Raw genomic sequence first — 22,287 nt, 5'->3', positions numbered from 1 at the left:
CACGCAACGTGGCGCGCCCGAACCACAACGTCATGACGCCGCCGGCGCGGCGCATCCGTATCGCGCGCGCGAGGTGGCGGCGTGATGAAGCATCTCGGTCGCGCGGCCGCACTCGTCGGCTTGTTGCTGTCGCTGTGGCTCGTCTGGCGGGAGAATCCGGTCGCCGTGCTCGGCGCGCTGCGGGCGGCCGGCGCGGGTTTGGTGCTGGCGGCGCTCGCGCACGTGCTGCCGATGATCGCCAACGCCTGCGACTGGCGTTCGCTGATTCGCGGCGCGAACCGGCCGGGCGTCGGCCGCATGCTGCATCTCGTGTGGGTGCGCGAGTCGGTCAACTGCATGCTGCCGGTCGCGCGGATCGGCGGCGAGGTGGTGTCGTTCCGGATGCTCCGGCGCTGGGGCGTGCGGCCGTCAATGGCGGTCGGCAGCATCATCGTCGACATGCAGCTCACGGTCATCAGCCAGTTGATGTTCACGATGGTGGGCATCGGTTTTCTCTTCGCGCATGCCCATTCGGATACGTTGCGGCTGGCCTCTCAACTCGCGTGGGGCGTGGTGGTGCTGACGCCGCTGTTCGTGCTATTCGCGCTGGTGCAGCATGCGAGTCCGTTCGAACGCATGAGCCGCGTGCTCGACCGGATGACCAGCGGCAAGCTCGCGGCGCTGGTCGGCGAGTCGGCGCGGATCGATCGGACCATCAAGCTGATCTGGCGGCGGCGCGGCGTGGTGCTGCGCTATCTGTTTTTCTGGCAGCCGCTGCAATGTCTGCTGACGTCGCTGGAAATCTGGATCGCGCTGTACTTTCTCGGCGTGCGCATCACGCTGGTCGAGGCGGTGGTGATCGAGTCGCTGATTCAGGCGATCAGCAGCGCCGCGTTCTTCGTGCCGGGCGGTTTGGGCGTGCAGGAGGGCGGTTTCATTCTGATCGGCGGTGCGCTCGGGCTCGAGCCTTCGTTGTGCCTTGCGCTGGCCGGCGCGCGGCGGATTCGCGATCTGTTGATGTTCGTGCCGGGGCTGATTGCCTGGCAGTTCGCGGAGTCGTCGAAGCGTGCGCCCGAGCGTGCGGCGGAAGAGGCGGGGCGCGTGTCTGGCGTGACGCTGGCCGAGCGGCAAGTGGCAGGCGAAGCGAGCCGGCGTTAGGGGTTGACCGCTACCGCTTTATCACACCGCCTCACCGCACCGCCGCATAGGCGGGAAACGACACCTGCACCGACAGGCCACGCTCGCCGATCCCCTGGCCGAGCCGCAAATCCGCGCCGAAATGCTCGGCGATCCGCGCGACGATCGACAGCCCCAGTCCGCTCCCTGTCGCCTGATTACCCGTCGCGCGAAAGAAGCGATTCGTCAGACGGTCGAGATCGCCCGGCGCGACACCCGGGCCGTCGTCGCGAACGGTCAGCTGCACACGGTCCGCGGCGTGTTCCACCGCGACTTCGATGTTGCCGCCGGACTGCCCATACTTGATCGCGTTATCCAGCAGGTTGTCGAGCAGAATCCCGATCAGCACCGGCTCCGCATGAATCTCGGCGCGCGGGTCGCCGGTGAGCGTCACGCGGATATGTTTCTGCTGCGCATTGCGTTCGTTGGCGAGCAGGGCGTCTTTCGCGACCGTGGCGGGTTTGAGCGGCACCGTGGACAGTTTCTCGTGCACGTCGAGCCGCGCCAGCAGCAACAGTTGCTCGGCGAGCCGCGCGCTGCGGTCCACGCCTTGCACCACGCGTTCCATCGCGAGCCGCTGCAAGGCCGTGTCCGGTTCGGCGAGCGCGACTTGCGCCTGCACCTTGATCGCGGCCAGCGGCGTCTTCAGTTCGTGGGCGGCGTCGGCGGTAAAGGCCCGTTCACGCTCCAGCGAATGCAGCAGACGCGACAGCAGCAGATTGATCGCGTCGACGAGCGGCCGTACCTCGGTCGGCGCCCGGCCGATGTCGACCGGTTCGAGCCGGTTCACGTCGCGCGAACGGATCGCGCCCGACAGCACCTTGAGCGGCGCCAGACTCAAGCCGATACTGAACCACACGAGCACGGCCAGCACCGGCAGCGCGATCAGCGTAGGCCGCGCGATCCGGCTTGCCACGCCGCTCACCAGGTCGCTGCGCGTATTGGCCGGTTCGAACAGGCGCACGATATGGCCGAGCGTGGTCTCGCGCAACGTGAACGAGTGGTACCGCTGGCCGCCCAGCGTCACGTCTTCCGCGCCGCTCGCGGGCGGCACCGGCAGATCCCATGCATTGAGCGCATGCAATTGCGGGCTGCCCGCCAGCATGTCGCCATTCGCGTTGCGCACCTGGAAGAGGGCGTCGCGCGGCAAGGCGTCGTCGTCGTCGGCGTCGTTCGCGCCGGGCTCGCCGCCTTTTTCTTCTTCGCGTACGTCGATGCGCGCGTTCGCGAGCGTGGTCAGATTGCGTTGATCGAGCAGCGCGAGAATCTGCGCGAGTTCCGCGAGGCGCGCTTCTTCCCACTCGCTGACTTCACGCTTGGCCTGACCGTAGCTGGTGATCAGCGCGACACCCCACACCAGTACGATGCTGGCCAGCACCAGCAGAACGAGACGCCGGCGGATGGACGGCGACATCACGCTTTCTCCACGACGTAGCCGATATTGCGCACGGTGCGGATCAGCCTCGCGCCCAGTTTTTTACGCAGATTCGACACGTGCACCTCGATCGCGTTGCTCTCGATTTCCTCCTGCCAGCCGTACAGACTTTCCTCGAGCCGCGAGCGCGATTGCGGAATCCCCTGGTGGGTCAGCAACTGCATCAGGATCGCCCATTCGCGCGACGTGAGCGACACGCGCGTTGCGCCCACCTCGACGGTTTGCGCGCTCGGATTGACGGTCAGATCCTGATAGCGGATCAGCTCGACGCTGCGGCCCTGCGCGCGTCGCAGCAATGCGCGGCACCGGGCGATCAGTTCCGTCAGGTCGAAGGGCTTGCCGAGGTAGTCGTCGGCGCCGGCTTCGAGACCGCTCACCCGGTCCACCACGGTTCCCTTCGCGGTCAGCACCAGTACCGGCACGTCCTTGCCGGCGTCGCGCCAACGCTTCAGCAATTCCATGCCGGAGACGCGCGGCAGGCCGAGATCGAGTATGACCAGTGCATAGGCGGTGGTGTCGAGCGCGAGACCGGCCTTGTGGCCGTCGCGCGCCCAGTCGACGGTGAAGCCGGCTTGCCGCAAACCGGCCTCGATGCCGCAGCCGATCAGATCGTCGTCTTCTACGAGGAGGATGCGCATGATGGTGTGATTCCGTTCGACAGGGACCGCATGGCGGTGTGACTTTTTAAGTGTCCGACGAACCGCTTATCTTAAGTCTAACCACCTCGTTCGCCACGTGTTTCATGGCGTCTTTTCCTTAAGGTTTCCTTCAGCTTGGATCGATACTATCGCCGTTCGACAGGTGACTGTCGTGTGGCCGTCATGAACGCGCGGCACCATGCTGTGTCGTCGCTGTTCTGCCACGTCGTCGCAATTTGATCGTAAGCATATCGATGAAACGCACGGTCGGGGTTCAATCCCGGCAACGCGCACCGAGGCCGGGTGCGCCGTGCTTTTCACCAGGCTAGCAGGTTAGCCGGAAGCCAGGTCACGAGACCACGCCATGAAGCCACTTACCGTCGACATGCTGCGCGCCCATCTGATCGTGGCCTCGTTCACTGCTCTGTGCGCGCAATTGCTCGCGTGCGTCGCGCTGCTGTTGTTGCCGGTCTCGCAGCAACTCTTCGCTTCCACGCCGTTCCGCCTGCTGGCGCTGGCCGCGATCGTCAGCGGCGTGATCGTGACGCGGGATTTCGCGCAGGCCGCTTTCGAAGCCGCGCTGCGTAGCCACCATGCCACCCCGCACGACGCGCACGAGCACCGCGTCTCCATCGCCGCCGACTGTCCGCAGGGCTGGCTCGTCGTTCTCCATTTGCGCCTGACGGGCAGGCCGTTCGTGCTCGCCGGGCACTGATGGTGTCGCCATGGCCGCGCCTGCGCTGACGGCATGGCAGTGGCTTCTGTTGGCCGGCTGCGCCGGCGCGTCGCTGTACGCGATGGTCGCGGCGGTGGCGATGCCGTTCTTCGGCGGACGCCGCCGCACGGCATCCAACGCGACGGTTCATGGCGCGGCGAATGCGTCGACCGATGCAGCCGCCCGCGCAGCGTCCAGCGTGCTACCCGGCGGCTATTCCTTCACTCATGTCGGCGTCAGCGTGCTCAAGCCGCTGTGCGGCGTCGAACCGCGTCTCTACGAAAACCTGCGCACGTTCTGCGATCAACGCCACGGCCATTTCCAGCTCGTGCTCGGCGTGTCGTCGCCGGACGATCCCGCGATCGCGGTGGTGCGCCGCCTGCAGACGGCGTATCCGCGGCACGACATCGAACTCGCCATCGACACGCGCGTGCACGGCACCAATCTCAAGGTCAGCAATCTGATCAATATGGCCGAGCATGCACGTCATGACGTGATCGTGATCGCCGACAGCGACATCGCCGTCGAAGCCGATTATCTCGACACCGTGGCAGCGCCACTGGCGGATCCGCAGGTCGGCGTGGTGACCTGTCTCTACGTCGCGCAGGGCGTCGGCGGATTCTGGCCGCGGCTGGGCGCGCTCTTCATCAACGAGTGGTTCGCGCCGTCGGTGCGCGTCGCCCACGCGGCCGGATCGCGCCGCTTCGGTTTCGGTGCGACGCTCGCGTTGCGGCGCGCGACGCTCGACCGCATCGGCGGTTTCGCTGCCCTGAAAAACTGCCTCGCCGACGACTACTGGCTGGCCGAACACGTCCGCGCGCTCGGACTGCCCACGGTGCTCTCGCGCGTGATGGTGGCCACGGACGTGATCGAACCGACCTTTGCCGCCTTGTGGCAGCGCGAAACGCGCTGGTTGCGCACCATACGTTCGGTGAATCTGTTCGGCTTCGCGGCATTGCCCATTACGTTCACCTCGCCCTGGCTGCTGGCCGGCGCGTGGCTGGCCGTCAATCTGGCGCTGGGGCCGGCGGACGGTGCGCACCTCACGGCGGCGTTCGCCTGCGCGGCCGGCACGCTGGCGGGCGCGGCGGCGCGCCTGCTGCTGCATGGCCGCGCCGCACGTCATGAGCGGACCTTCTGGCGCGATCTGCCGCTGGTGCCGTTGCGCGATACGTTGCTGACGCTGCAATGGGCCGCGGCCGCGTTCGGCTCGCATGTGACGTGGCGCGGCGCGCGCGTGCCGCTCGAAGCAGCGGCGGCGCGTAGCGCCACGCTCAGCGTGATGGACGTGATGGAGACTTCCGATGGCGGCTAGCGGGCCACGCGCGCTGATCGTGACCGCCGACGATTTCGGTTTGCACCCGCGCGTGAATCTGGCGGTCGAGCGCGCGCATCGCGACGGCGTGCTGAGCGCCGCGAGCCTGATGATCGGCGCGCCGGCCGCCGCCGATGCGGTGGCGCGCGCACGCACGCTGCCGCACTTGCGCGTTGGCTTGCACCTGGTGCTGGCCGACGGCGACGCGCTTACGCCGCGTGCGGAAATCGCCGCGCTGCTCGACGAGCACGGCCGTTTCGGCGACAACATGGCGTGGGACGGTGTGCGGTTTTTCCTGTTGCCGCATGTGCGCAGGCAACTCGCGCGCGAGATTCGCGCGCAGTTCGACGCATTCGCGAACACGGGTTTGCCGCTCGACCACGTCAACACGCACAAGCATTTTCATGTGCATCCGACGGTGCTCGGTCTGATCCTGGAGATCGGCCGCGACTACGGCATGCGGGCGATGCGTCTACCGTTCGAGGTAACGGCGCCGCTCTGGCTGAGGCCGTGGATGGCCATGGTCCGGGCGCGGCTGGATCGCGCGGGGATCGTGCACAACGATTACGTGGTGGGAATCGCCGATAGTGGCCGCATGGGTGAAGCGGTGTGGCTCCAGGCGCTCGCCGATTTGCCGGATGGCGTGAGCGAGATTTACTGCCATCCGGCCATGGCCGGCGACCGCGCATTGAGTCACGGCATGCGGGATTACCGGCACGCCGACGAACTGCAGGCGTTGTTGTCGCCGCGCGTCGCGGCGGCGATTCGAGCTACGGGCGCAAGGCTGGGCGGTTTCGCGGATGTGTTGCCGGGGTAGCTCCCGCGCAAGCCGCGTCGCCCTTAGCTAGATGGCCTGTTGTTTCATCAGCAGCTTCAACAACACCGGCAGTAGAAGCAGCACCAATGGCAACTGCACCGTCAGCCCGGAGATGATGGCGATGGCCAGCGGCTGCTGCATTGCCGACCCTTGCCCGAGCGCGAACGCGAGCGGCAGCAGCGCCAGAATCGCGGCGATCGTCGTCATGGCGATGGGGCGCAGACGATTGCGGCCGGCGGCGATCAAGGCCGCGTCGAGTGGCATCTCGTCGTCGCGCATCAGCGTCTGCAACTCCGATACATAGAAAATCGCCACCTCGGTCACGATGCCGATAATCATCGTCATGCCCATCATCGCGGAGATGTTCAGTTCGATGCCGGTCGCCCAAAGCCCGATGAACACCGCGCCGGCCGCGAGCAACGGCATGGCCATCACGGCGAGCGCGACGCGCAAGCGCTCGTAGAGAAACAGCAGCAGGCCGAACACCAGCGCGATCGCGGCACCGAACACGCTCAGCAGGCCCTTGAACGCGATCTGCTGTTGCTGGTACAAACCGCCCAATTCGTAGTACACGCCGTTGGGCAAGAGGTTTTTGTCGCCGAGCGCCTTCTGTACGTCGGCAATCGTCGAGCCCAGATCGCGTCCGTCGATACGCGCGGTCACCGCCACCATCCGCTTCAGATTGTCGCGGCTGATCTCCGGCTGGCCGGTCACCGTCACCCGCTCCGCCACGCGGTTCAACGCGAACAGATGACCGTCCGGCGCGCGAATCTGTAAGCGCGCCAGTTGCGTATCGGTCAGCGTCATCGCGCCGGCCACCCGCACGCGCACGCCGACCGTTTTCGGGCCGCTCTGGAACTGCGTCGCCACGTTCCCTTCCACCATGTCGGACACCGCTTGCGCGACCGACTGCGGGTCCATGCCCTCGGCCGCCGCCGCTTCCGGGCGGATGTGTAATTCGAGCGCGTCGCCGGCCGGGTTGATGCCGTCGTTCACGTCCACCACGCCTTGAATCTTGCCGATCCGCGCGGCGACTTTTTTCGCGGTGGCGTCCAGCGTGGTCTGATCGTCGGAATAGATCTTGATCTGTACTGGCTGCGGCACGGCCGTCAGATCGCCGATCAGGTCTTCCATCAACTGCGCGAGTTCGATGCTCACGCCGGGCACCTGGGTGTCGATCTTCGAGCGGATCTCTTCCATGACCGTGTCGATCGGTTCGCGCCGGCCCGATTTGAGGCGGATGAAGAAGTCGCCCTTGTTCGGCTCGTTGAGATCGCCGCCGAGGCCCGCGCCGGTGCGGCGCGAATACGTCGCGACATTCGGATTCGCACGGATGATGCCCTCGATCTGCTTCATCAGCCGATCGGTCTCGGTGACCGAGGTGCCGGGTTCGGTGTGATAGTCGAGCACGAAACCGCCTTCGTCCATGCTCGGCATGAAGCCGCTGCCGACCCGCGTGAACGCGAACGCGGCCACCACGATCAACGGCAGCAAGCCGAGCAGCACGAGCATCGGCCGGCCGGTGACGCGCTCGACCAGCACCGCGTAGCGCCGGTTCATCCATGCGGCGAAGCGGGTTTCGCGATGTTCGTCGGCGTCTTGCGGTTTGAGCCAGCGGTCGCACAGAATCGGCACCGCGAGCCACGTGACGAGAAACGAAATGAACAGCGCGCTCGCCATGGTCACCGAGAGCGCCTTGAAGAACGCCCCGGTCACGCCGGACAGAAACGCCAGCGGCACGAAAATGATCAGCGTCGCCGCCGACGAGCCGGCCAGCGGCCGCGTGAATTCCAGCGCGGCCGCCATCACGCGGCCGTGAAACGCGCGCGCGCCGCCTTCGCGCATGCGCCGCACGATGTGTTCGATCATCACGATGGCGTCGTCGATCACGAGGCCGACGGCGGCCGCCATGCCGCCTAGCGTCATGATGTTGAAGCCCATGCCGAACACGTCGAGCAGCAGGATCGTGGCGGCCATCACGACCGGCACCAGCGCCACGGCGATTGCCGTGATCTTCCCGTTGCGCAGGAAAGCGAACAGCGTCAACGCGGCCAGCACCACGCCGATCATGATCGCGTCGCGCACGCTGGTGGCCGAGGCGATCACCAGTTCGCTCTGGTCGTACCAGTTGGCGAGTGTCACGCCGGGCGGCATCTGCGGCTGGAAGGCCGCGAGCTTCGCGCGGATCGCCTTGGCCATCGCCACGCTGTTGGCGCCCGGCTGCTGGTAGACGTTGACCAGCACGGCGTCCTGGCCGTCGGCGGTGACGCGCACCCATTGCGGCGTGACGCCCAGACGGACGGTGGCGATGTCGCCAAGCCGGATCTGCGTGGCGCCCGCCGCGGAGACGACAACGTTGCGCAGTTCGTCGAGCCGCGTGATGGTGGTGTTGGCGATCACGAGATACAGCTTGTCGTGATCCTCGATACGGCCATTCGCCATCAGCACGTTGCTTGCGCCGATCGCTTTCGACACCTCCGCGAGCGACAGTTTGTACGCGGCGAGGCGGGCGGGGTCGACGGCGACTTCGAACTCGTCCTGCGCACCGCCGGTCACGTCGACGCGCGCCACGCCTTCCACCGACGACAGCAGCGGCCGCATCTGGAATTGCGCGAGATCGCGCAGCGCGGCCGGCGACTGCCGCTTCGATGTGAGGCTGTACGCCAGCACCGGAAACACCGTCGGGTCCATGCGGCGCACCTGCATCGAAGTGCCGGGCGGCAGCGTCGCGAGAATCTCGCTGATCGCCGATTGGGCCTGCAACGTGGCCTGCGCCATGTCGGTGCCCCAGTCGAAGTTCAGCGAGATTTCCGCCGCGCCGCGACTGGTGGTCGATTCGACGTCGCGCACATTCGGTACGCGACGCAGCGCTTCTTCGACCGGCATCGTGACGAGCGTGGCCATCTGTTCGGCGGGGCGGTCGCCCGCGTCGAGCGAGACCACCGCGCGCGGAAACGCCACGTTCGGGAACAGCGAAATCGGCAGACGGAATGCCGTGAGTGCGCCCGCGATCGCCAGCAACGCGATCACGAACAGCAGCGAGCGGCGGTGCGTCTGCATCCATTGACCGAAATTCATCGCGGTGCGCCTCCGCCGGTTTGCACCGCCATGCCGTCCTGCAGTTCGTAGTTGCCGCTGACCACGAGTCCTTGCGCGGCGTCGAGCTGACCCTCCACGCCGTAACGGTCGCCGTTTTCGACCTGGATCGTCACGGCCACGCGACGGGCGTTGTTTTGCGGCGTGGTCTGGAAAACATAGGCGCCTTGTTCGTCTTTCAGCACGGCCGCGCGCGGCACGATCCAGTGCGTGCCGCCGCGAGTGGCGATGTCGGCGCTGACGTGGACCCCGGGTATGAACGCGCTCTGGCCGGTCGGCACGATCGCGCCGATGTCGACGAGCTGGCTTTGCGGGTCGATGGCGGCGCCGACCAGCACCACGCGGCCTGCGATGGCGGCTTTCGCGAGCGAGGCGGACAGGCCGTGCAGGGTGACCGTGTCGCCGATGTGAATGGTGGCGGCGTCCGAAGGTTCGACGCCGAGCGTGACGTTGGGGCGGGTGTTGGTGACCTCTGTGTCATTCGCGAGTTGCAGAATCGCCGCGCCCGCCTGCACCTGATCGCCCTGAGCCACCGACACCTGCAGCACGACCCCGTCGCGCGGCGCGGCAACCACCTGGTTGCCGCTCGCCACACCGCTCTGATTCTGGGCGGCGAGCGCCTGCCGCGCGTCGTCATTGGCCTTGCGGGCGGCGGCCAGTTGCGACTGGGTGGCAAGCCCTTTGTCGAACAGCGACTGCGTGCGCGCCAACTCGCCTTGCGCGAGCGTCACGGCGCTTTTCGCCTGAGTCGCGGCGAGCACGGTGGCGGGATCGGCCTGCACGACGAGCAGCGGCGTGCCGCGTGTCACGCGCTGACCGGTCTGCACACGCATCTGCACGATGCGCGCGACGTACGGCAGATTGACGGTGGTGAGACTGGACGCGGACGTCGCGACGATACCGTAACCGCGCACCGGTTGAGCGATGACGGCGCGTTGCACGCGCACGGTCTGTACGGCGACGGCGGGTTGTCCGGCGCTGTCGGAGGCGCCTGTGGCCGTCGCCGCACTGGCGGCGCCCGACGCGTGAAACGCCATGCCGGCCAGTGTGAAAGCCGCCACGGTAATGGCCACGGCGGCCAAGGCGGCTACGGCGAGACGCCGCCGCAGTGCTGGAGAAAGGCTATTTCGCATGAGTGTCGATGAAGGTTCGATCGGAGGTGAAGGCGTCGGGAATCGCGCTGCCGAGCAGCGCCTGCAAACCGACGCGTTGTTCGGCGAGCGCCTCGCGCAGCGTCGCGACGTCGACGTGTTTGGTCAGCGCGGCGCTTTGCGCATCGGTATAAGCGCCGAGCGCGAGGTCGTGGTCCGCGTAGGCGGCCGCCGCGTGCCGCGCGGCCAGGTCGACGCCGGGCAGCGCGTCTTCGGTTTGCCGCAGCTGTCGCGTGAGGATCGCGTCGTCCGCGCGCAGATGGGCGACCTCCGCGTAAGCCTGGTTCAGGCGCGACTGATACTCGTCGCGCAGCCGTTGGCGGGTGGCCTTTTCGATCGCGACATTGCCCTGATTGCGGTTGAATACAGGCAGGCTCAGGTTGATCTGAAAGCCGCTGGTGTAGATGTTCGACGTGTCGCGCGCCCGCACGAAACCCACCGACAGACTCGGGAACTGGCTGAGCACCGCCGCGCGGTATTTCTGCTCCTGCGCTTCGTAGCCGGCTTGCAGCGCGATCAGATCGGGGCGGCGTCGCGCGAGATCGGTGAGTGCCGAGTCGAGCGTCGGGTCGGCGAGCGGGGCCACGCTGTCGTCGCCGGTGAGCGGCAATTGCACATCGGGCGAGAGGCCGAGCAATGCGTTGAGGTCGTGATGCGTTTGCTCCGTCGCGCGTTCGGCGTCGGTGAATTGCTTGCGCGCGTCGCTGTAGGCGGTGAGCGCCGCATTTAGCGTGTCGTCGGTGAGGTTGCCGTCGCGGTGCGCGTCGGCCATCCGTTCGTAACGCGTGCGCGCGAGATCGCGTTGTTGCCGCAGCAGCGGCAGCGTGTCCTGCTGGAAGCGCGTTTTGACGAACAGTTGCCGCGCCGCCCCGACGATCTGCCATTCCTGCCACAGCAGGCCGAGATCGGTTTTGACGACGGTCGCGTCCGCGGACTGTTTATTCGCGCTGCGCAACACGATCGCCATTACGTCGATGCTCAAGCCGTAGTTGAAGGCGCGCGTGGTGCCCGCCGCGCCCGGATAATCGCTCGACACGCTCAGCTGCGGGTCGGGCAGCAGACCCGCCGAGTAGGCTTGTGCGCGGGCAATGCCGAGATCGTCGCGCGCCAGCTTGAGATCGGGATTGTTGGCGACCGCGAGCATCGCGACTTCGTCGATGTCGAGTCCATCCGACGGATCGAAACGATGCGCGGCCAGTTCGGGCAGCGGCATGGTCGATGGATCGATCCGGATGCGTTCGAGCGTGCGCGCCGACATGGACGTGTCGCGCGGCGCGAGCGGCTCGCGGTGATACCACGTGCAGCCGCCGATCAACAAGGCGCAGAGCGGCACGAGGACGCGCAGGGGCGCCGCGGTGGCGTGAAAGACGGGCAAAATCGGGCTCCTGAACCAAGACGGGGCAAGCGCACGTGGCTAAAAGACTTGCGGTTGCCGCATGACAGGAGGCGATTCTGCGGAGGCGGCGCTTAAGACATGCTTAACTGAAAATTAAGCCCGCCCTCAGCGTCCCATAAGGAAGCGTTAAGCTGGCGGGCGTCACAATCCGGGCACACTGGAGCGCAACTACGTTGCGGGGGGAGAGGTTATGCGTTTGCTACTGGTCGAGGACGACGACATGATCGCGGAAACGGTATTGGGTGCGATGCGCCGCGCCGGCTACGCGATCGACTGGGCCGAAGACGGCCGCGCGGCGGAACTGTCGCTGGGCAACGGCGTGTACGACCTGGTGCTGCTGGACCTCGGCCTGCCGAAAAAAGACGGCATCGACGTGCTCAACGCGTACCGCAAAAGCGGCGGGGCGGCGCCCGTCATCATCCTGACCGCGCGCGACGCGGTCGACGAGCGGATTCGCGGCCTCGACGCCGGCGCCGACGACTACCTGATCAAACCGTTCGACCTCGACGAACTGGCCGCGCGTATCCGCGCCTTGCTGCGTCGGCGCACCGGTCAGAAGCAGCCGGTCTACGCGCACGGCGAACTCACGCTCGACCCTGCCGCGCACGAAGTCACCAAGGCGGGCGAACTGCTGCCGCTGGTGCCGCGCGAATTCGCGCTGCTGCAGGCACTGATCGAAGAACCCACGCGCGTGTTCACCAAGGCCGAGCTCGAGGAGAAGCTGTACGGCTGGGGCGAGGAAGTGGGCAGCAACACCATCGAAGTTCACGTGCACAGCTTGCGGCGCAAGATCGGCGCGGACCAGGTCGTGACGGTGCGCGGCGTGGGCTACCGTCTGAAGAGGTGCTGATGACGTCGATTCGCCGCTGGCTGCTGGGTTGGCTGATCTTCGGCATGGCGGCGGCCTCGGGCATGGCCGGCTACGGCATTTTTCACACCGCGCGCGAGGAAGCCAGCGAACTGTTCGACTACGAACTGCGCACGGTCGCGCTGTCTTTACCGTCGAATCTGAGCGGCACGGGCGACGGCGAACATCGGCCGCCCGATCTCGGCGATCTGGCCGACGACCGTATCGTCATCGAAATCTGGGACCGCACCGGCGCGCTGATTTATCACTCGATGCAGGCGCCGGTGTTCGCGCGCCTGCCCGCGGGGTTCAACACCGTGGAGCGCGGCGAGTATCACTGGCGCACGTTCGGCGTGGCGCAGCCGGAGCGCTATATCCAGGTGGCGCAGCCGGTTTCCGTGCGTGAGGATCTCGCGCTGCGCCTCGCGTTGCATACGCTGTGGCCGCTCGCCGTGCTGGTGCCGGTAACGATCGTGCTGGTGCTGCTGGTGGTGGCGCGTGGGCTGGCGCCGATCGGCGGCCTGTCGCGCGCGGTGTCCACCCGTTCGATCGACTCGCTGGAGCCCTTGCATCTCGACGGCGCCGTGCCGGTCGAAATGAAGCCGCTGGTCGAGGCGCTCAACGATCTGCTGCATCGACTGCACATCGCGTCGCAGGCGCAGCGCACGTTTATCGCCGACGCCGCGCACGAATTGCGCTCGCCGCTCGCGGCGCTCAAGCTGCAATTGCAGGCGGCCTCGCGCGACGGCTCGCTGAAGGGCGAAGGGCAGACGCTCGAACGCCTCGAAGGGCGCGTCAACCGGATCATTCACCTCGTGCAGCAACTGTTGACGCTGGCGCGCGAGGACGCGCAGCCGGTGACGTCGCGCGCGCCGGTCAGCTTGCGGCGGATCGGCGAGCAGGCGGTGGGCGATTGCTCGCTGCTCGCCGAGGCGAAGGAGATCGATCTCGGTCTCGAATGCGAGGGCGCGCGTTCGGCGACCGACCCCTATACCGTGCTGGCCGAGCCGCACGGCATGAGCGTGCTGCTGGCCAATCTGATCAACAACGCGATTCGTCATACGCCGCGTGGCGGGCGCGTCGACGTGATCCTGAAGCGCGCGGGCGAGCAGGTGGGGCTCGACGTGGTGGATAGCGGCACGGGCATTCCCGAAGCCGAGCTGGAACGGGTGTTCGACCGCTTTTACCGGGGCGAGGAGGCGCAGGGCGAGGGCAGCGGGCTGGGGCTCGCGATCGTGTCGCGGATCGCCGGGCGGCATCAGCTCGAACTGTCGTTGCGCAACAATCCGGGTCGCGCGGGCCTGTGCGTGACCGTGTCCGGCCTGCCTGCGCACGAGGGCGAAATCGCCGCGCCGGCGCGGCGATGAGGGTGCCGGACCGACCTGTCCGCAGGCCGTGTGTACCAACCGCTGAGCGTTGTCACGAGCGGGTTTCCACACGCTGCTACAATCTCGTCTTTCTCGATCGATTGTGCGCTATGGGTTTCGAACAACTTGCCGAACTGAAGAAGCAACTGGCCGCGGCGCGAGCCGAAGCGGCGCCTGCCGCCAAGCCGGATGCAAAGCGTGGTTCCAGGCCTGGCGCGAAGCCCGCTGCCCAGGCTGGCGAACGGCATCACGCGAAGCCTGCGCAGCCGCCGCGCCGTCACGCGCCCGACGCTGCGCCGAACGCCAATGCGGAGGCGAACGCCCAGGCGCCGGCGCGCGCGCGGCCGTCCGCGCACGCCAGGCCGGCGGATGCGAAGCCGGTGGACCCGGTGGTGAAATCGATCGGCCGTCTGCAGAAGCGTTTTCCGAATGCGTTCCCGAAGAACCCGGCGCCGAAGCTGCCGCTGAAAGTGGGCATTTTCGAGGACCTCGTGGTCCACTCGAAAGAGCTGTCGCTGAGCGAAGCCGAATTGCGCGACGCGATCAAGACGTGGTGCCGTGGCAGCCGCTACTGGAAGTGTCTCGTCGAAGGCGCGGCACGGGTGGATCTGACGGGCGGTGAAGCCGGCACGGTGAGCGCGCAGGAAGCGGCGGGCGCGCAGCGCCTGCAAGCGCATCGCGCGAATCGCGGGGCGCAGAAGGCGGCGGCAGCGGCTGCGGCCGAAGTTAGCGCCGACAGCGCGCCGCCAGCCGGCGCGGCAGACACAGCGGTCCATCACGAACCGGTTGCCGAAGCGGCGGAACCGGCCGCCGAACCGACACCCGCAGCCGAGCCGACGCCCGCAGCCGACACCCCGCCGGCCACGCCAGCTGCATAAAAAGCTCACGCCACCCCGCCTAGGGGTGGCTGTGCTCCCGCGCCGCGGCCGCCAGCCGGCCGCGCACGAAGCCGACGTGCTCCCGCAGCACATAAAACGCATCCGCATAAGCAAGCGGCATACGCAGCCGGTTCAGCGACGCCTCGATTTGATCCAGCTCAACGAATAGACGTTGTCGTTCCGCATCGGTCAAATCGGCGAGCGCGCCGCGTTCAATCGCAATCAGCGACCCGTAATACCGATAGATGCGCGAGCGCACCCGCCACCGGTACAGCGCCGGAATCAGCCGCATCGCGGGGAACAACAGCACGGCCATCGGCAGCAGCAACACCAGCGTGCGGTCGCCGATACTCGCCAGCCAGAACGGCAGCGTGCGGTATAGAAAGCTCTTGCCGGTCTTGTAGTAGCGCTGCGCGTCTTCGCTGATCTGATATTCGCGCGCCACCGGATTCGGAAACTCTCCCGCGTGTTGCAACAGCCCCGGCATGCCGTGCACTTCCTGCGCGGCTTCGATCAGCAGATCGGAGATCGCCGGATGCAGGCTGGTGCGCGCCACCAGTTCCACCGTCGGGCTGATCAGATGCACGGTCTCGGGCGGAATCCGGTGTTTCAGATCCAGCACGCCGGGTGGCAGATCGATCTCGTCCAGATACGGGAAGAGACGCGTATAGGCGGCAGCCTCGTCGAAATTCATCACCGAGACGCCGGGCACTTTCAGCAGGCGCAGCATCAGCCCACGGGTGGCCGAATCGCCGTTCAGAATCGCCGCGTCGACCTCGCCCGCCACCAGTTGGGTGGCGGCTTGCATGCCGTCGCTCGGCACCAGCACCGTGCTGCCGCCGGGTTCAATGCCGTTCGCGTCCAGCAGTTTGAGCGCCAGCATGCGTGTGCCGCTACCTTCGCGACCCACCGCGATCCGCTTGCCTTCCAGTTGTGAAAGCTCGCTCACGCCGGAGCCGCGATAGAACACCACCACCGGAATGTAGAACACGCTGCCGAGCGACATCAGCGAGGACGTGTCGGAGCCGTCGGCGACGCCGCCCTGCACGAGCGCGACGTCGACATGCTGCTTCGGGTCCAGCAGACGCCGCAGGTTCTGCACCGAGCCGTCCGACTCCAGCACGTTCAGCTTGATGCCGTTGCGGGCGAGGATTTTCCGGTACTGATCGGCGGCGACGACGAACGAACTGTCGTGCGGACCCGCGCTCATCGTGATGGTTTTCGGCGGCGCCGGATCGATCAGCCAGACGCCCAGCGTCACCAGCAGGATGATGAGCGCGGCCACGATCACGTAGGAGAGCGTGTGATCGCGCCACTCGGCATGCGGGTGATCGTCGGGAAAGGACGGGGAAGGCGGGCGCTGCGCTTTCATGAACACTCCGTGCCGGGAGCCGGGATGACCGCATTGTCCCCTGTCTGTCAGGGGTTTGCCGTCGGCAGTTTGCTCTATTGACCGGGTGGCCGGAAGAACCTGCCGGGGGGGGCAAATATCCGGCATCACGGCGCCTGGGGAGGTCGGCCGACGGGGGAGGCCATGGCATAATTCGCGATAGCTTGTCATCGTGTCGTCGGGCGTATCTTGAGTCGTTTCTATCGGAAGATCGGCAGTTGGCTGGGATTGTTGGCGATCCTGATGGCCACGCTCGCGCCGACGATCTCGCATACGCTCGCCGCGCGCGGCGCAGCGGCAGGCAGGATGCCCGAGCATTGCATGATGGCATCGATGGCGTCCATGCCGATGGCTTCAATGCATGCCATGTCGTCCACGCAGCACGCCTCCGCCCCAATCGACCCCAGCCAACACCCGCCGCACACGTCGATGTCCGACGGCGACGCCTGCGGCTACTGCAGCCTGCTGGCTCACATGCCGGCCGTACCGAGTGTCGGGACGCTCTTCACGGTCGCCGTGCGGGCTCGCCAGCACACCATCGCCACCCGCTTCGAGAGCGTTCGCCGCGTCGAGCCGCTCACATTCGCGCAGCCCCGCGCGCCGCCGTTCAACGCCTGATTCAAGTCATCACGTCGCGATGCGTCCAGACGCAGCGCGACGGCCGCCGCACGTCGGTTCGACGCTGCGCGCCGGCCTCGTCACGACCCATGAAACAGGATGAACCATGCCGACCCCCACCACGCGCAAAACACGCGCAACGCGCCAACCGCGCAGCGGTCGCCCGCTGCGCGCCGCCTCGCTCATCGCGGCCGCCACGAGCGTTCTGCTCGGTGCACCGTCGCCAGCTCACGCCCATGCCATTGCCGGCGACCGTGTCTTTCCGGCGACCATGGCCGTCGACGATCCCGGCGTCGGCGATGAAGCCGACTTCCAGTACGGCCACCAACGCGTGCCCGGCGACAACGGCGATCAGAGCATCAACACCTTCAACGTCGAGTACGACAAGCTGATCACGCCGCGCCTCGCGGTGTCCGTCAACGGTAGTTACGTGATGCAGAACAATCCGACCGCGCGCGGCTTCGACAATTTCGGGGTCGGCCTGAAGTACATGCTGTACGTCAACGACGCCCACGAGTTCATGACCTCGGTCGGGGTGGATGCGGACCTCGGCGGCACCGGCAGCCGCGCGATCGGCGACAACTTCTCGACCATTTCGCCGACCGTCTACGCGGGCAAGGGCATGGGCGATCTGCCCGACGCGCTGGCGTATCTGCGCCCGATCGCGATCACCGGCGAGGCGGGTCCGGCCCTCACCACCGGCGCGGGGCAACCGAACGCGTTCAACTACGGCTTCACGTTCCAGTACAGCCTGCCGTACCTCCAGCAGCACGTACACGATGTCGGCCTGCCGCAGCCGCTGTCGAATCTGATTCCGCTGGTGGAGGTCCCGCTGTCGCGCAGCCAGGGGCAAACCACCGGCACGGTCAATCCGGGTTTCATCTGGATCAACCGTTACGGTCAGTTCGGTGTGGAAGCGCAGATCCCGATCAACCGCGCCAGCGGATCGCATGTGGGCATTCTGGTGCAGGCCCACGTGTTCCTCGACGACGTCGCGCCGACCACGATCGGCAAACCGCTGTTTCAGTAACCTCGATAACTTCAGTCACGCAGGAGAAGCACGATGAAAAACGATCGACTGCCAGGCGCATACAAAACCGCGAAATTGACCACGCTCGTGGCCGGCCTCGCATTTGCAAGCGCTGCGTTTGCGCATGTGTTTCCGCAGAAGCAGGAACCAGGCGCGGGCGCGACGGTGGCCTCGCCCGCGCAGGTGCGGGTGATTTTCGACGGCCCGCTGGAGCCGGCCTTCAGTTCGCTGACGGTCACCGACGCGGCCGGCAAGCAGGTCAACACGGCGAAGTCCGCGGTCGACGCGCAGCAGGCTGCGGCGATCGCGGTGCCGTTGCCGACGCTCGCCGCCGGTCACTACACGGTGCACTGGGTGGCGGTGGCCGACGACGGCCATCGCACGCACGGCGACTACGGCTTCAATGTGAAGTAAGCGGCCGCGGTAAAGCGCTGCGGCGTCGTTCGCGCGATGCCGCGGCGCACGATGGTCCGGGGCCTCGCGAAGCGTGCGAAACGTACTATTATCAAAAGACACGTGAAGCACGGCGAAGGCGCGTGCGGATGCCGCCGCGTGCCAGTCGATCCCTGTGGCGCGCCGACCGGCAGGGTCGGTTCGCATACGGGTCGGCGGCCTCGGAGGACATATCGTGAACGCGGTCGAAAGCGTGGTCCAGACGGTGCTGTACGACGGCTTTCTGCCGGAGTCATCGCGGCGGGGCGCGTTGAAAAACCGTCAGCGCTGGCCCCTTGGCGGCGTGTACCCGCGCGCCTATGCCGAGGTTTCCGGCAACGATCCCTGGGTGGCGCAAAGCGAATGCCTGCTGCGCGGTAGCGAGCAGACGCGCGTGGCGGTGCGGCCGGCCTTCTTGCAGATCGTCGAGCGGATTGCGCCGGCGGCGGAAAACGCGGCGCCACGGCCCGCGTCGGGCGAACCCGGGTGGCGCGCGGTGCCCGTGCCCGATCTCGACGGACGGCGCGATATGCCGCGACAGGACGCGCTCGAACGTCATATCGCGGTGCCTGTGCTGTTGCTCGGCGACATGCTGGCATCCGCGCGGGAGATTGCCTTTTCGTTCGACGCTTCCGGCGAACTGGCACCGCTCGCGGACCGGCTGGGCGCCGTGCATGGCGCGGTGTTGCAAGGGCGGGTCGAATTGAGCGTATCGCGCGTGGCCGACAGTATTTACCGGCTGAGGGCTCGCATCGTCAACGAAACGCGGCTCGATCACGTTCGCGGCATGTCGCACGATACGGCGTCGCTGCATGCGCTGATGGCGTGTCACACGGTGCTCACGATCGAGCGCGGCACGTGGCTCTCGTCGCGCTATCCGCCGGACGAACTGGCCGCATGCTCGGCCGCGTGTCGCAACATCGGCGTCTGGCCGGTGCTGATCGGCGACGAGCAACGCCGCGACACGATGCTTGCCGCGCCGGTTGCGCTCGACGACTTCCCCCGTCTCGAACCGGACCGCGCCGGCGCGCTGTACGACGCGCGGCCGTCGCTTGCGTGTGTGCGGGTGGCGGGCGGCGAGGTCCACGTCGGCGATCAGGTGCGTCTGCGGCCGCGCGGCCGTGCGGATATCTTCGATATCGCGCTGAGCGGCATGATCGCGACCGTCGAATCGATCGAACGCGATGCCGACGATCATGTGCACGTCGCCGTGATGTTCGACGATGGCCCGGCCAAAGACGTTCGCATGCCGCACATGCCCGGGCAGCGCTTCTTCTTCGGCGCGGATGAAATCGAACCGCTTGAACCGGCTCCCGGCGGCAAGCGAGCTCACACGTCATCGGCAATCCGCACCTTCTAGACGACGGGCGCTGCAGGGCGTTGGCTTGGTCCACCTTGTGACGCGAACGTCGCCTCAGCCCTTTCTGAACAGTTCGCGCGCAAGCGAACAGAGCAGCGTGGTCGCCGGCGATTCGTCCTGCAGGCGGCGGCTCATGATGATGGGCGAGACCACGTTGGCCGCCGGAATCGGTCGATACACCACGCCATGCGCGCGCAAGCCTTCCACGCTTTCCGGCACGAGACACACGCCCACCTGCGCGGCCACCAGGCCCAGAGCGGTCTGCAGTTCACGCACCTCGTGAATCGCTTTCGGCTCCAGCGCGTGATCGTGCAGCGCGGAGAGTTGCTGGTCCGCGTAGCTCGGCCGCGGCGTGCTCGGATAGACGATCAGGGTTTCCGCCGCGAGCGCGGCGAGCGTCACCGCCTTCTTCTGCCTCGCAAGCGGATGGCCCTGCGGCAGCGCGGCGATCATCCGTTCCTCGACGAGTACCTCGCGCGCCAGTTGCGTGTCGTCGAACCGCAGACGGCCGAAGCCCACGTCGATCCGGCCGCCCTTGAGCGCGCCGAGCTGCTCGATCGTAAACATTTCGATCAGCGACAACTCGATATGCGGCGCGGCCTCGCGAAACGCGCGGATCACGGCGGGCAGCGCGCCGTATAGCGTCGACGGCACGAAACCAATCACGATGCGTTCGGCCAGTTGCGCGAGACGCCGGGTGAGCGGCGCGAGTTCGTCGGCGTCGTCGACGAGGCGTTTGGCTTGGGCGTAGAAAATCCGTCCGGCTTCCGTGAGCCGCAACGGCCGCGCGCCGCGTTCGAACAGCGGCAGCCCGACGCTTTCCTCGATCTGCTGGATCTGGCGGCTAAGCGGCGGCTGCGTCATATGCAGACGATTCGCCGCCCGCGTGATGTTCATTTCTTCCGCGACCGCGATGAAGTAACGCAACTGACGAAGTTCCATGCCGGTCCCTGAGGGAGAGGAGCGCCGCATGACCCACCGTCGCCGCCTATCCATCACAATGTGATGGATGTGCGCGCTGCCGGGTGCCGTCACGCGTGCCTGAATTTCAACCGCTACACACGCGACAGCGACACCTTGTTGCGCCCGCTTGCCTTGGCGTCGTAGAGCGCCTCGTCGGCGGCCTTGATTACGGCGGTGACTTCGTCATCGCGCTCCGGTTCGCAGCTAACCGCGCCGATACTCGCCGTCACGCGTCCATATTCACTGCCGGCGTGCTCGATCGCGCATTCGGAAATGGCGTTGCGAATCCGCTCCGCGATCTCCGTTGCGCCTTCCGGCGGCGTATCGGGCAGCACGACGATGAATTCCTCGCCGCCGTAACGCGCGGCGGTATCCGCCGGCCGCCGGATGCTGTCGGTAATGCAGCGCGCCACGGCGGCCAGCGCGTCGTCGCCGGCCTGGTGGCCGTAGGTATCGTTGTACGACTTGAAGCGGTCGATATCGACGAACAGCAGCGACACCATGCAGCGGTTGCGTTTGGCGCGGCGCCATTCCGTGTCGAGAATCTCGCCGAGACTGCGGCGATTGTTCAACCCCGTTAGACCGTCGGTGCGCGCCAGCAGGCGTAATTCCGACTCCGCGCGCATGCGCCGCCGCAACTGGATGCCGAGTAGCGAGGTCAAGCCAATGAACACCGAGCCGAACACGACCATCAGCGAACCGATCGTCAGCGCTCGGCGGCGCCAGTTCGCGTAGATGTCGTCTTCCGCGGCGGCAGCCATGATGATGAGCGGCGTGGTGGGAAAGTTGCGGAACCAGTAGAGGCGCCGAACGCCGTCGATCGACGCGGTGTCCTCGAAACTGCCTTCGTTGGCGGCCATGAAATGACGGAAGGTGCTGGCGTTACGGATATCGCGACCGACGATCTTGTGATCGTAAGGCTGGCGCATCACCATCACGCCGTCCTTGCCGATCAGCGACAGCGAGCCGTGCGGCCCGAGCGAAAGCCCCGCGAACAGCGCGTGGAAATATTCGAGGTTGACCGCGAGCAGCACGATACCGCCGAACGAGCCGTCCGGATTCGAAATGCGCCGGGTCAGCGCGATGCTCGGCGAACCGCCTCTCAAACGCGACTCGTAAGGATCGCTGACATAGGTGCCGATATGCGGATTGTCGCGGTGAATCGTGAAGTATTTTCTGTCGGAGAAATTGCCCTGGCGCGGCACGTCGCTGCCGGAATCGATCAGGATAGTGCCGTGCGCATCGAGCACGAGGATCGAGCCCAGATATTTGGCACTGGCCGCGCGGTCGAACAACACCTCGCGGCGCATTCTCGGCGACAGCGCCATGACCTCCGGGTCCTTGACGTTGTCGACCACGGCTTGCAGCGACAGATCGTAGAGTTCGAAATTGCGCTCGATGTCGCGCTCGGCGATCAGCGCGATATCGCGCAACGTGTCGCGCGTGTGATCGAGCGTGTCCTGGCGGCTCTGGTAAAGCACGATTCCGCATAACCCGACCATCACGATCGCGATCACCGCGCCGCATGCCGCCACGAGCAGCGACGACGACGCGAATTTCCGCGTGACGAGCTCCCGGAAGCTCGCAAGCAGATCGTTTTCCGTTCTTATCATCTTTATCGGACCACGCAAGCCCGGCTTTGGCGACGCCGGGTCGATCGTCAGGAGGACACTGCTGCGGCAGG

19 protein-coding genes are annotated in these 22,287 nt (G+C 66.6%); 11 read left to right on the top strand and 8 right to left on the bottom strand.

Annotated features, from left to right (window positions below; translation table 11 throughout):
• Window positions 1-84: 84 nt before the first annotated feature.
• Complete coding sequence (locus B0G83_RS26850) at window positions 85-1,137, top strand: lysylphosphatidylglycerol synthase domain-containing protein (RefSeq protein WP_105510402.1); 1,053 nt, start codon at window positions 85-87, stop codon at window positions 1,135-1,137.
• Window positions 1,138-1,168: 31 nt separating this feature from the next.
• On the opposite strand, the gene B0G83_RS26845 is transcribed toward B0G83_RS26850, so the two are convergent.
• Together B0G83_RS26845 and B0G83_RS26840 are read right to left on the bottom strand one after the other, a co-directional pair.
• Window positions 1,169-2,572, bottom strand: a complete 1,404-nt coding sequence (locus tag B0G83_RS26845; RefSeq protein ID WP_105510401.1) for an ATP-binding protein — start codon at window positions 2,570-2,572, stop codon at window positions 1,169-1,171.
• Window positions 2,569-3,228 (bottom strand): response regulator, encoded by a 660-nt coding sequence (locus tag B0G83_RS26840; protein WP_105510400.1) that lies wholly within the window; start codon window positions 3,226-3,228, stop codon window positions 2,569-2,571. Before B0G83_RS26840 ends, B0G83_RS26845 begins: the two co-directional genes overlap by 4 nt.
• A 364-nt stretch (window positions 3,229-3,592) precedes the next feature.
• Between B0G83_RS26840 and B0G83_RS26835 the strand changes: the two genes are divergently transcribed.
• From B0G83_RS26835 to hpnK, 3 genes are read left to right on the top strand one after another with little or no spacing between them, the layout of a single operon-like run.
• Complete coding sequence (locus tag B0G83_RS26835) at window positions 3,593-3,943, top strand: hypothetical protein (protein ID WP_105510399.1); 351 nt, start codon at window positions 3,593-3,595, stop codon at window positions 3,941-3,943.
• Between the two features lie 10 nt (window positions 3,944-3,953).
• Entirely contained in the window at window positions 3,954-5,258 is a 1,305-nt protein-coding gene (gene hpnI / locus B0G83_RS26830; protein WP_105510398.1) for a bacteriohopanetetrol glucosamine biosynthesis glycosyltransferase HpnI, read from the top strand.
• On the top strand, window positions 5,248-6,075 hold the full coding sequence (gene hpnK, locus B0G83_RS26825; RefSeq protein WP_105510397.1) for a hopanoid biosynthesis-associated protein HpnK: 828 nt from the start codon (window positions 5,248-5,250) through the stop codon (window positions 6,073-6,075). The genes hpnI and hpnK overlap by 11 nt, the downstream gene beginning before the upstream one ends.
• Window positions 6,076-6,102: 27 nt before the next feature.
• On the opposite strand, the gene B0G83_RS26820 is transcribed toward hpnK, so the two are convergent.
• The 3 genes from B0G83_RS26820 to B0G83_RS26810 are packed head-to-tail and all read right to left on the bottom strand — an operon-like array spanning window position 6,103 to window position 11,697.
• Entirely contained in the window at window positions 6,103-9,153 is a 3,051-nt protein-coding gene (locus B0G83_RS26820; protein ID WP_105510396.1) for an efflux RND transporter permease subunit, read from the bottom strand.
• Entirely contained in the window at window positions 9,150-10,304 is a 1,155-nt protein-coding gene (locus B0G83_RS26815) for an efflux RND transporter periplasmic adaptor subunit (RefSeq protein ID WP_105510395.1), read from the bottom strand. Before B0G83_RS26815 ends, B0G83_RS26820 begins: the two co-directional genes overlap by 4 nt.
• Window positions 10,294-11,697, bottom strand: coding sequence for a TolC family protein (locus B0G83_RS26810; protein ID WP_105510394.1), 1,404 nt, complete (start codon window positions 11,695-11,697; stop codon window positions 10,294-10,296). The genes B0G83_RS26815 and B0G83_RS26810 overlap by 11 nt, the downstream gene beginning before the upstream one ends.
• A gap of 211 nt (window positions 11,698-11,908) precedes the next feature.
• On the opposite strand from B0G83_RS26810, the gene B0G83_RS26805 reads away from it, so the two are divergent.
• From B0G83_RS26805 to B0G83_RS26795, 3 genes are all read left to right on the top strand, one after another.
• Window positions 11,909-12,568 (top strand): response regulator, encoded by a 660-nt coding sequence (locus tag B0G83_RS26805; protein ID WP_105510393.1) that lies wholly within the window; start codon window positions 11,909-11,911, stop codon window positions 12,566-12,568.
• Entirely contained in the window at window positions 12,568-13,932 is a 1,365-nt protein-coding gene (locus B0G83_RS26800) for an ATP-binding protein (RefSeq protein ID WP_105510447.1), read from the top strand. Before B0G83_RS26805 ends, B0G83_RS26800 begins: the two co-directional genes overlap by 1 nt.
• A gap of 110 nt (window positions 13,933-14,042) precedes the next feature.
• Window positions 14,043-14,810 carry a ProQ/FinO family protein gene (locus tag B0G83_RS26795; protein ID WP_105510392.1) on the top strand — a complete coding sequence of 256 codons (768 nt, stop codon included), beginning with the start codon at window positions 14,043-14,045 and terminating at the stop codon, window positions 14,808-14,810.
• A gap of 19 nt (window positions 14,811-14,829) precedes the next feature.
• Here the strand turns inward: B0G83_RS26795 and B0G83_RS26790 are convergent, their stop codons facing one another.
• Window positions 14,830-16,182: a TAXI family TRAP transporter solute-binding subunit gene (locus tag B0G83_RS26790; protein WP_105510391.1), complete on the bottom strand. Its 1,353-nt coding sequence runs from the start codon at window positions 16,180-16,182 to the stop codon at window positions 14,830-14,832.
• A 204-nt stretch (window positions 16,183-16,386) separates the two neighbouring features.
• Here B0G83_RS26790 and B0G83_RS26785 point away from each other — a divergent pair, with 204 nt between their 5' ends.
• The 4 genes from B0G83_RS26785 (at window position 16,387) to B0G83_RS26770 (ending at window position 19,640) form a co-directional block, all read left to right on the top strand.
• A complete protein-coding gene (locus B0G83_RS26785; protein ID WP_105510390.1) occupies window positions 16,387-16,818 on the top strand; it encodes a DUF2946 domain-containing protein in 432 nt (143 codons plus the stop codon).
• A 106-nt stretch (window positions 16,819-16,924) separates the two neighbouring features.
• On the top strand, window positions 16,925-17,848 hold the full coding sequence (locus B0G83_RS26780; RefSeq protein ID WP_105510389.1) for a hypothetical protein: 924 nt from the start codon (window positions 16,925-16,927) through the stop codon (window positions 17,846-17,848).
• Window positions 17,849-17,881: 33 nt separating this feature from the next.
• On the top strand, window positions 17,882-18,262 hold the full coding sequence (locus B0G83_RS26775) for a copper resistance protein CopC (protein WP_105510388.1): 381 nt from the start codon (window positions 17,882-17,884) through the stop codon (window positions 18,260-18,262).
• 214 nt (window positions 18,263-18,476) lie between these two features.
• Window positions 18,477-19,640 carry a hypothetical protein gene (locus B0G83_RS26770; RefSeq protein WP_105510387.1) on the top strand — a complete coding sequence of 388 codons (1,164 nt, stop codon included), beginning with the start codon at window positions 18,477-18,479 and terminating at the stop codon, window positions 19,638-19,640.
• 54 nt (window positions 19,641-19,694) lie between these two features.
• Here B0G83_RS26770 and B0G83_RS26765 read toward each other — a convergent pair whose 3' ends face one another.
• Window positions 19,695-20,582, bottom strand: a complete 888-nt coding sequence (locus B0G83_RS26765) for a LysR family transcriptional regulator (RefSeq protein WP_105510386.1) — start codon at window positions 20,580-20,582, stop codon at window positions 19,695-19,697.
• Window positions 20,583-20,695: 113 nt separating this feature from the next.
• Complete coding sequence (locus tag B0G83_RS26760) at window positions 20,696-22,216, bottom strand: diguanylate cyclase (protein ID WP_105510385.1); 1,521 nt, start codon at window positions 22,214-22,216, stop codon at window positions 20,696-20,698.
• Between the last annotated feature and the right edge of the window lie 71 nt (window positions 22,217-22,287).

The sequence above is a fragment of the Paraburkholderia sp. BL21I4N1 genome (assembly GCF_002973525.1).
Classification (GTDB): domain Bacteria; phylum Pseudomonadota; class Gammaproteobacteria; order Burkholderiales; family Burkholderiaceae; genus Paraburkholderia.
This window is presented reverse-complemented; position numbering and strand designations above follow the sequence as displayed.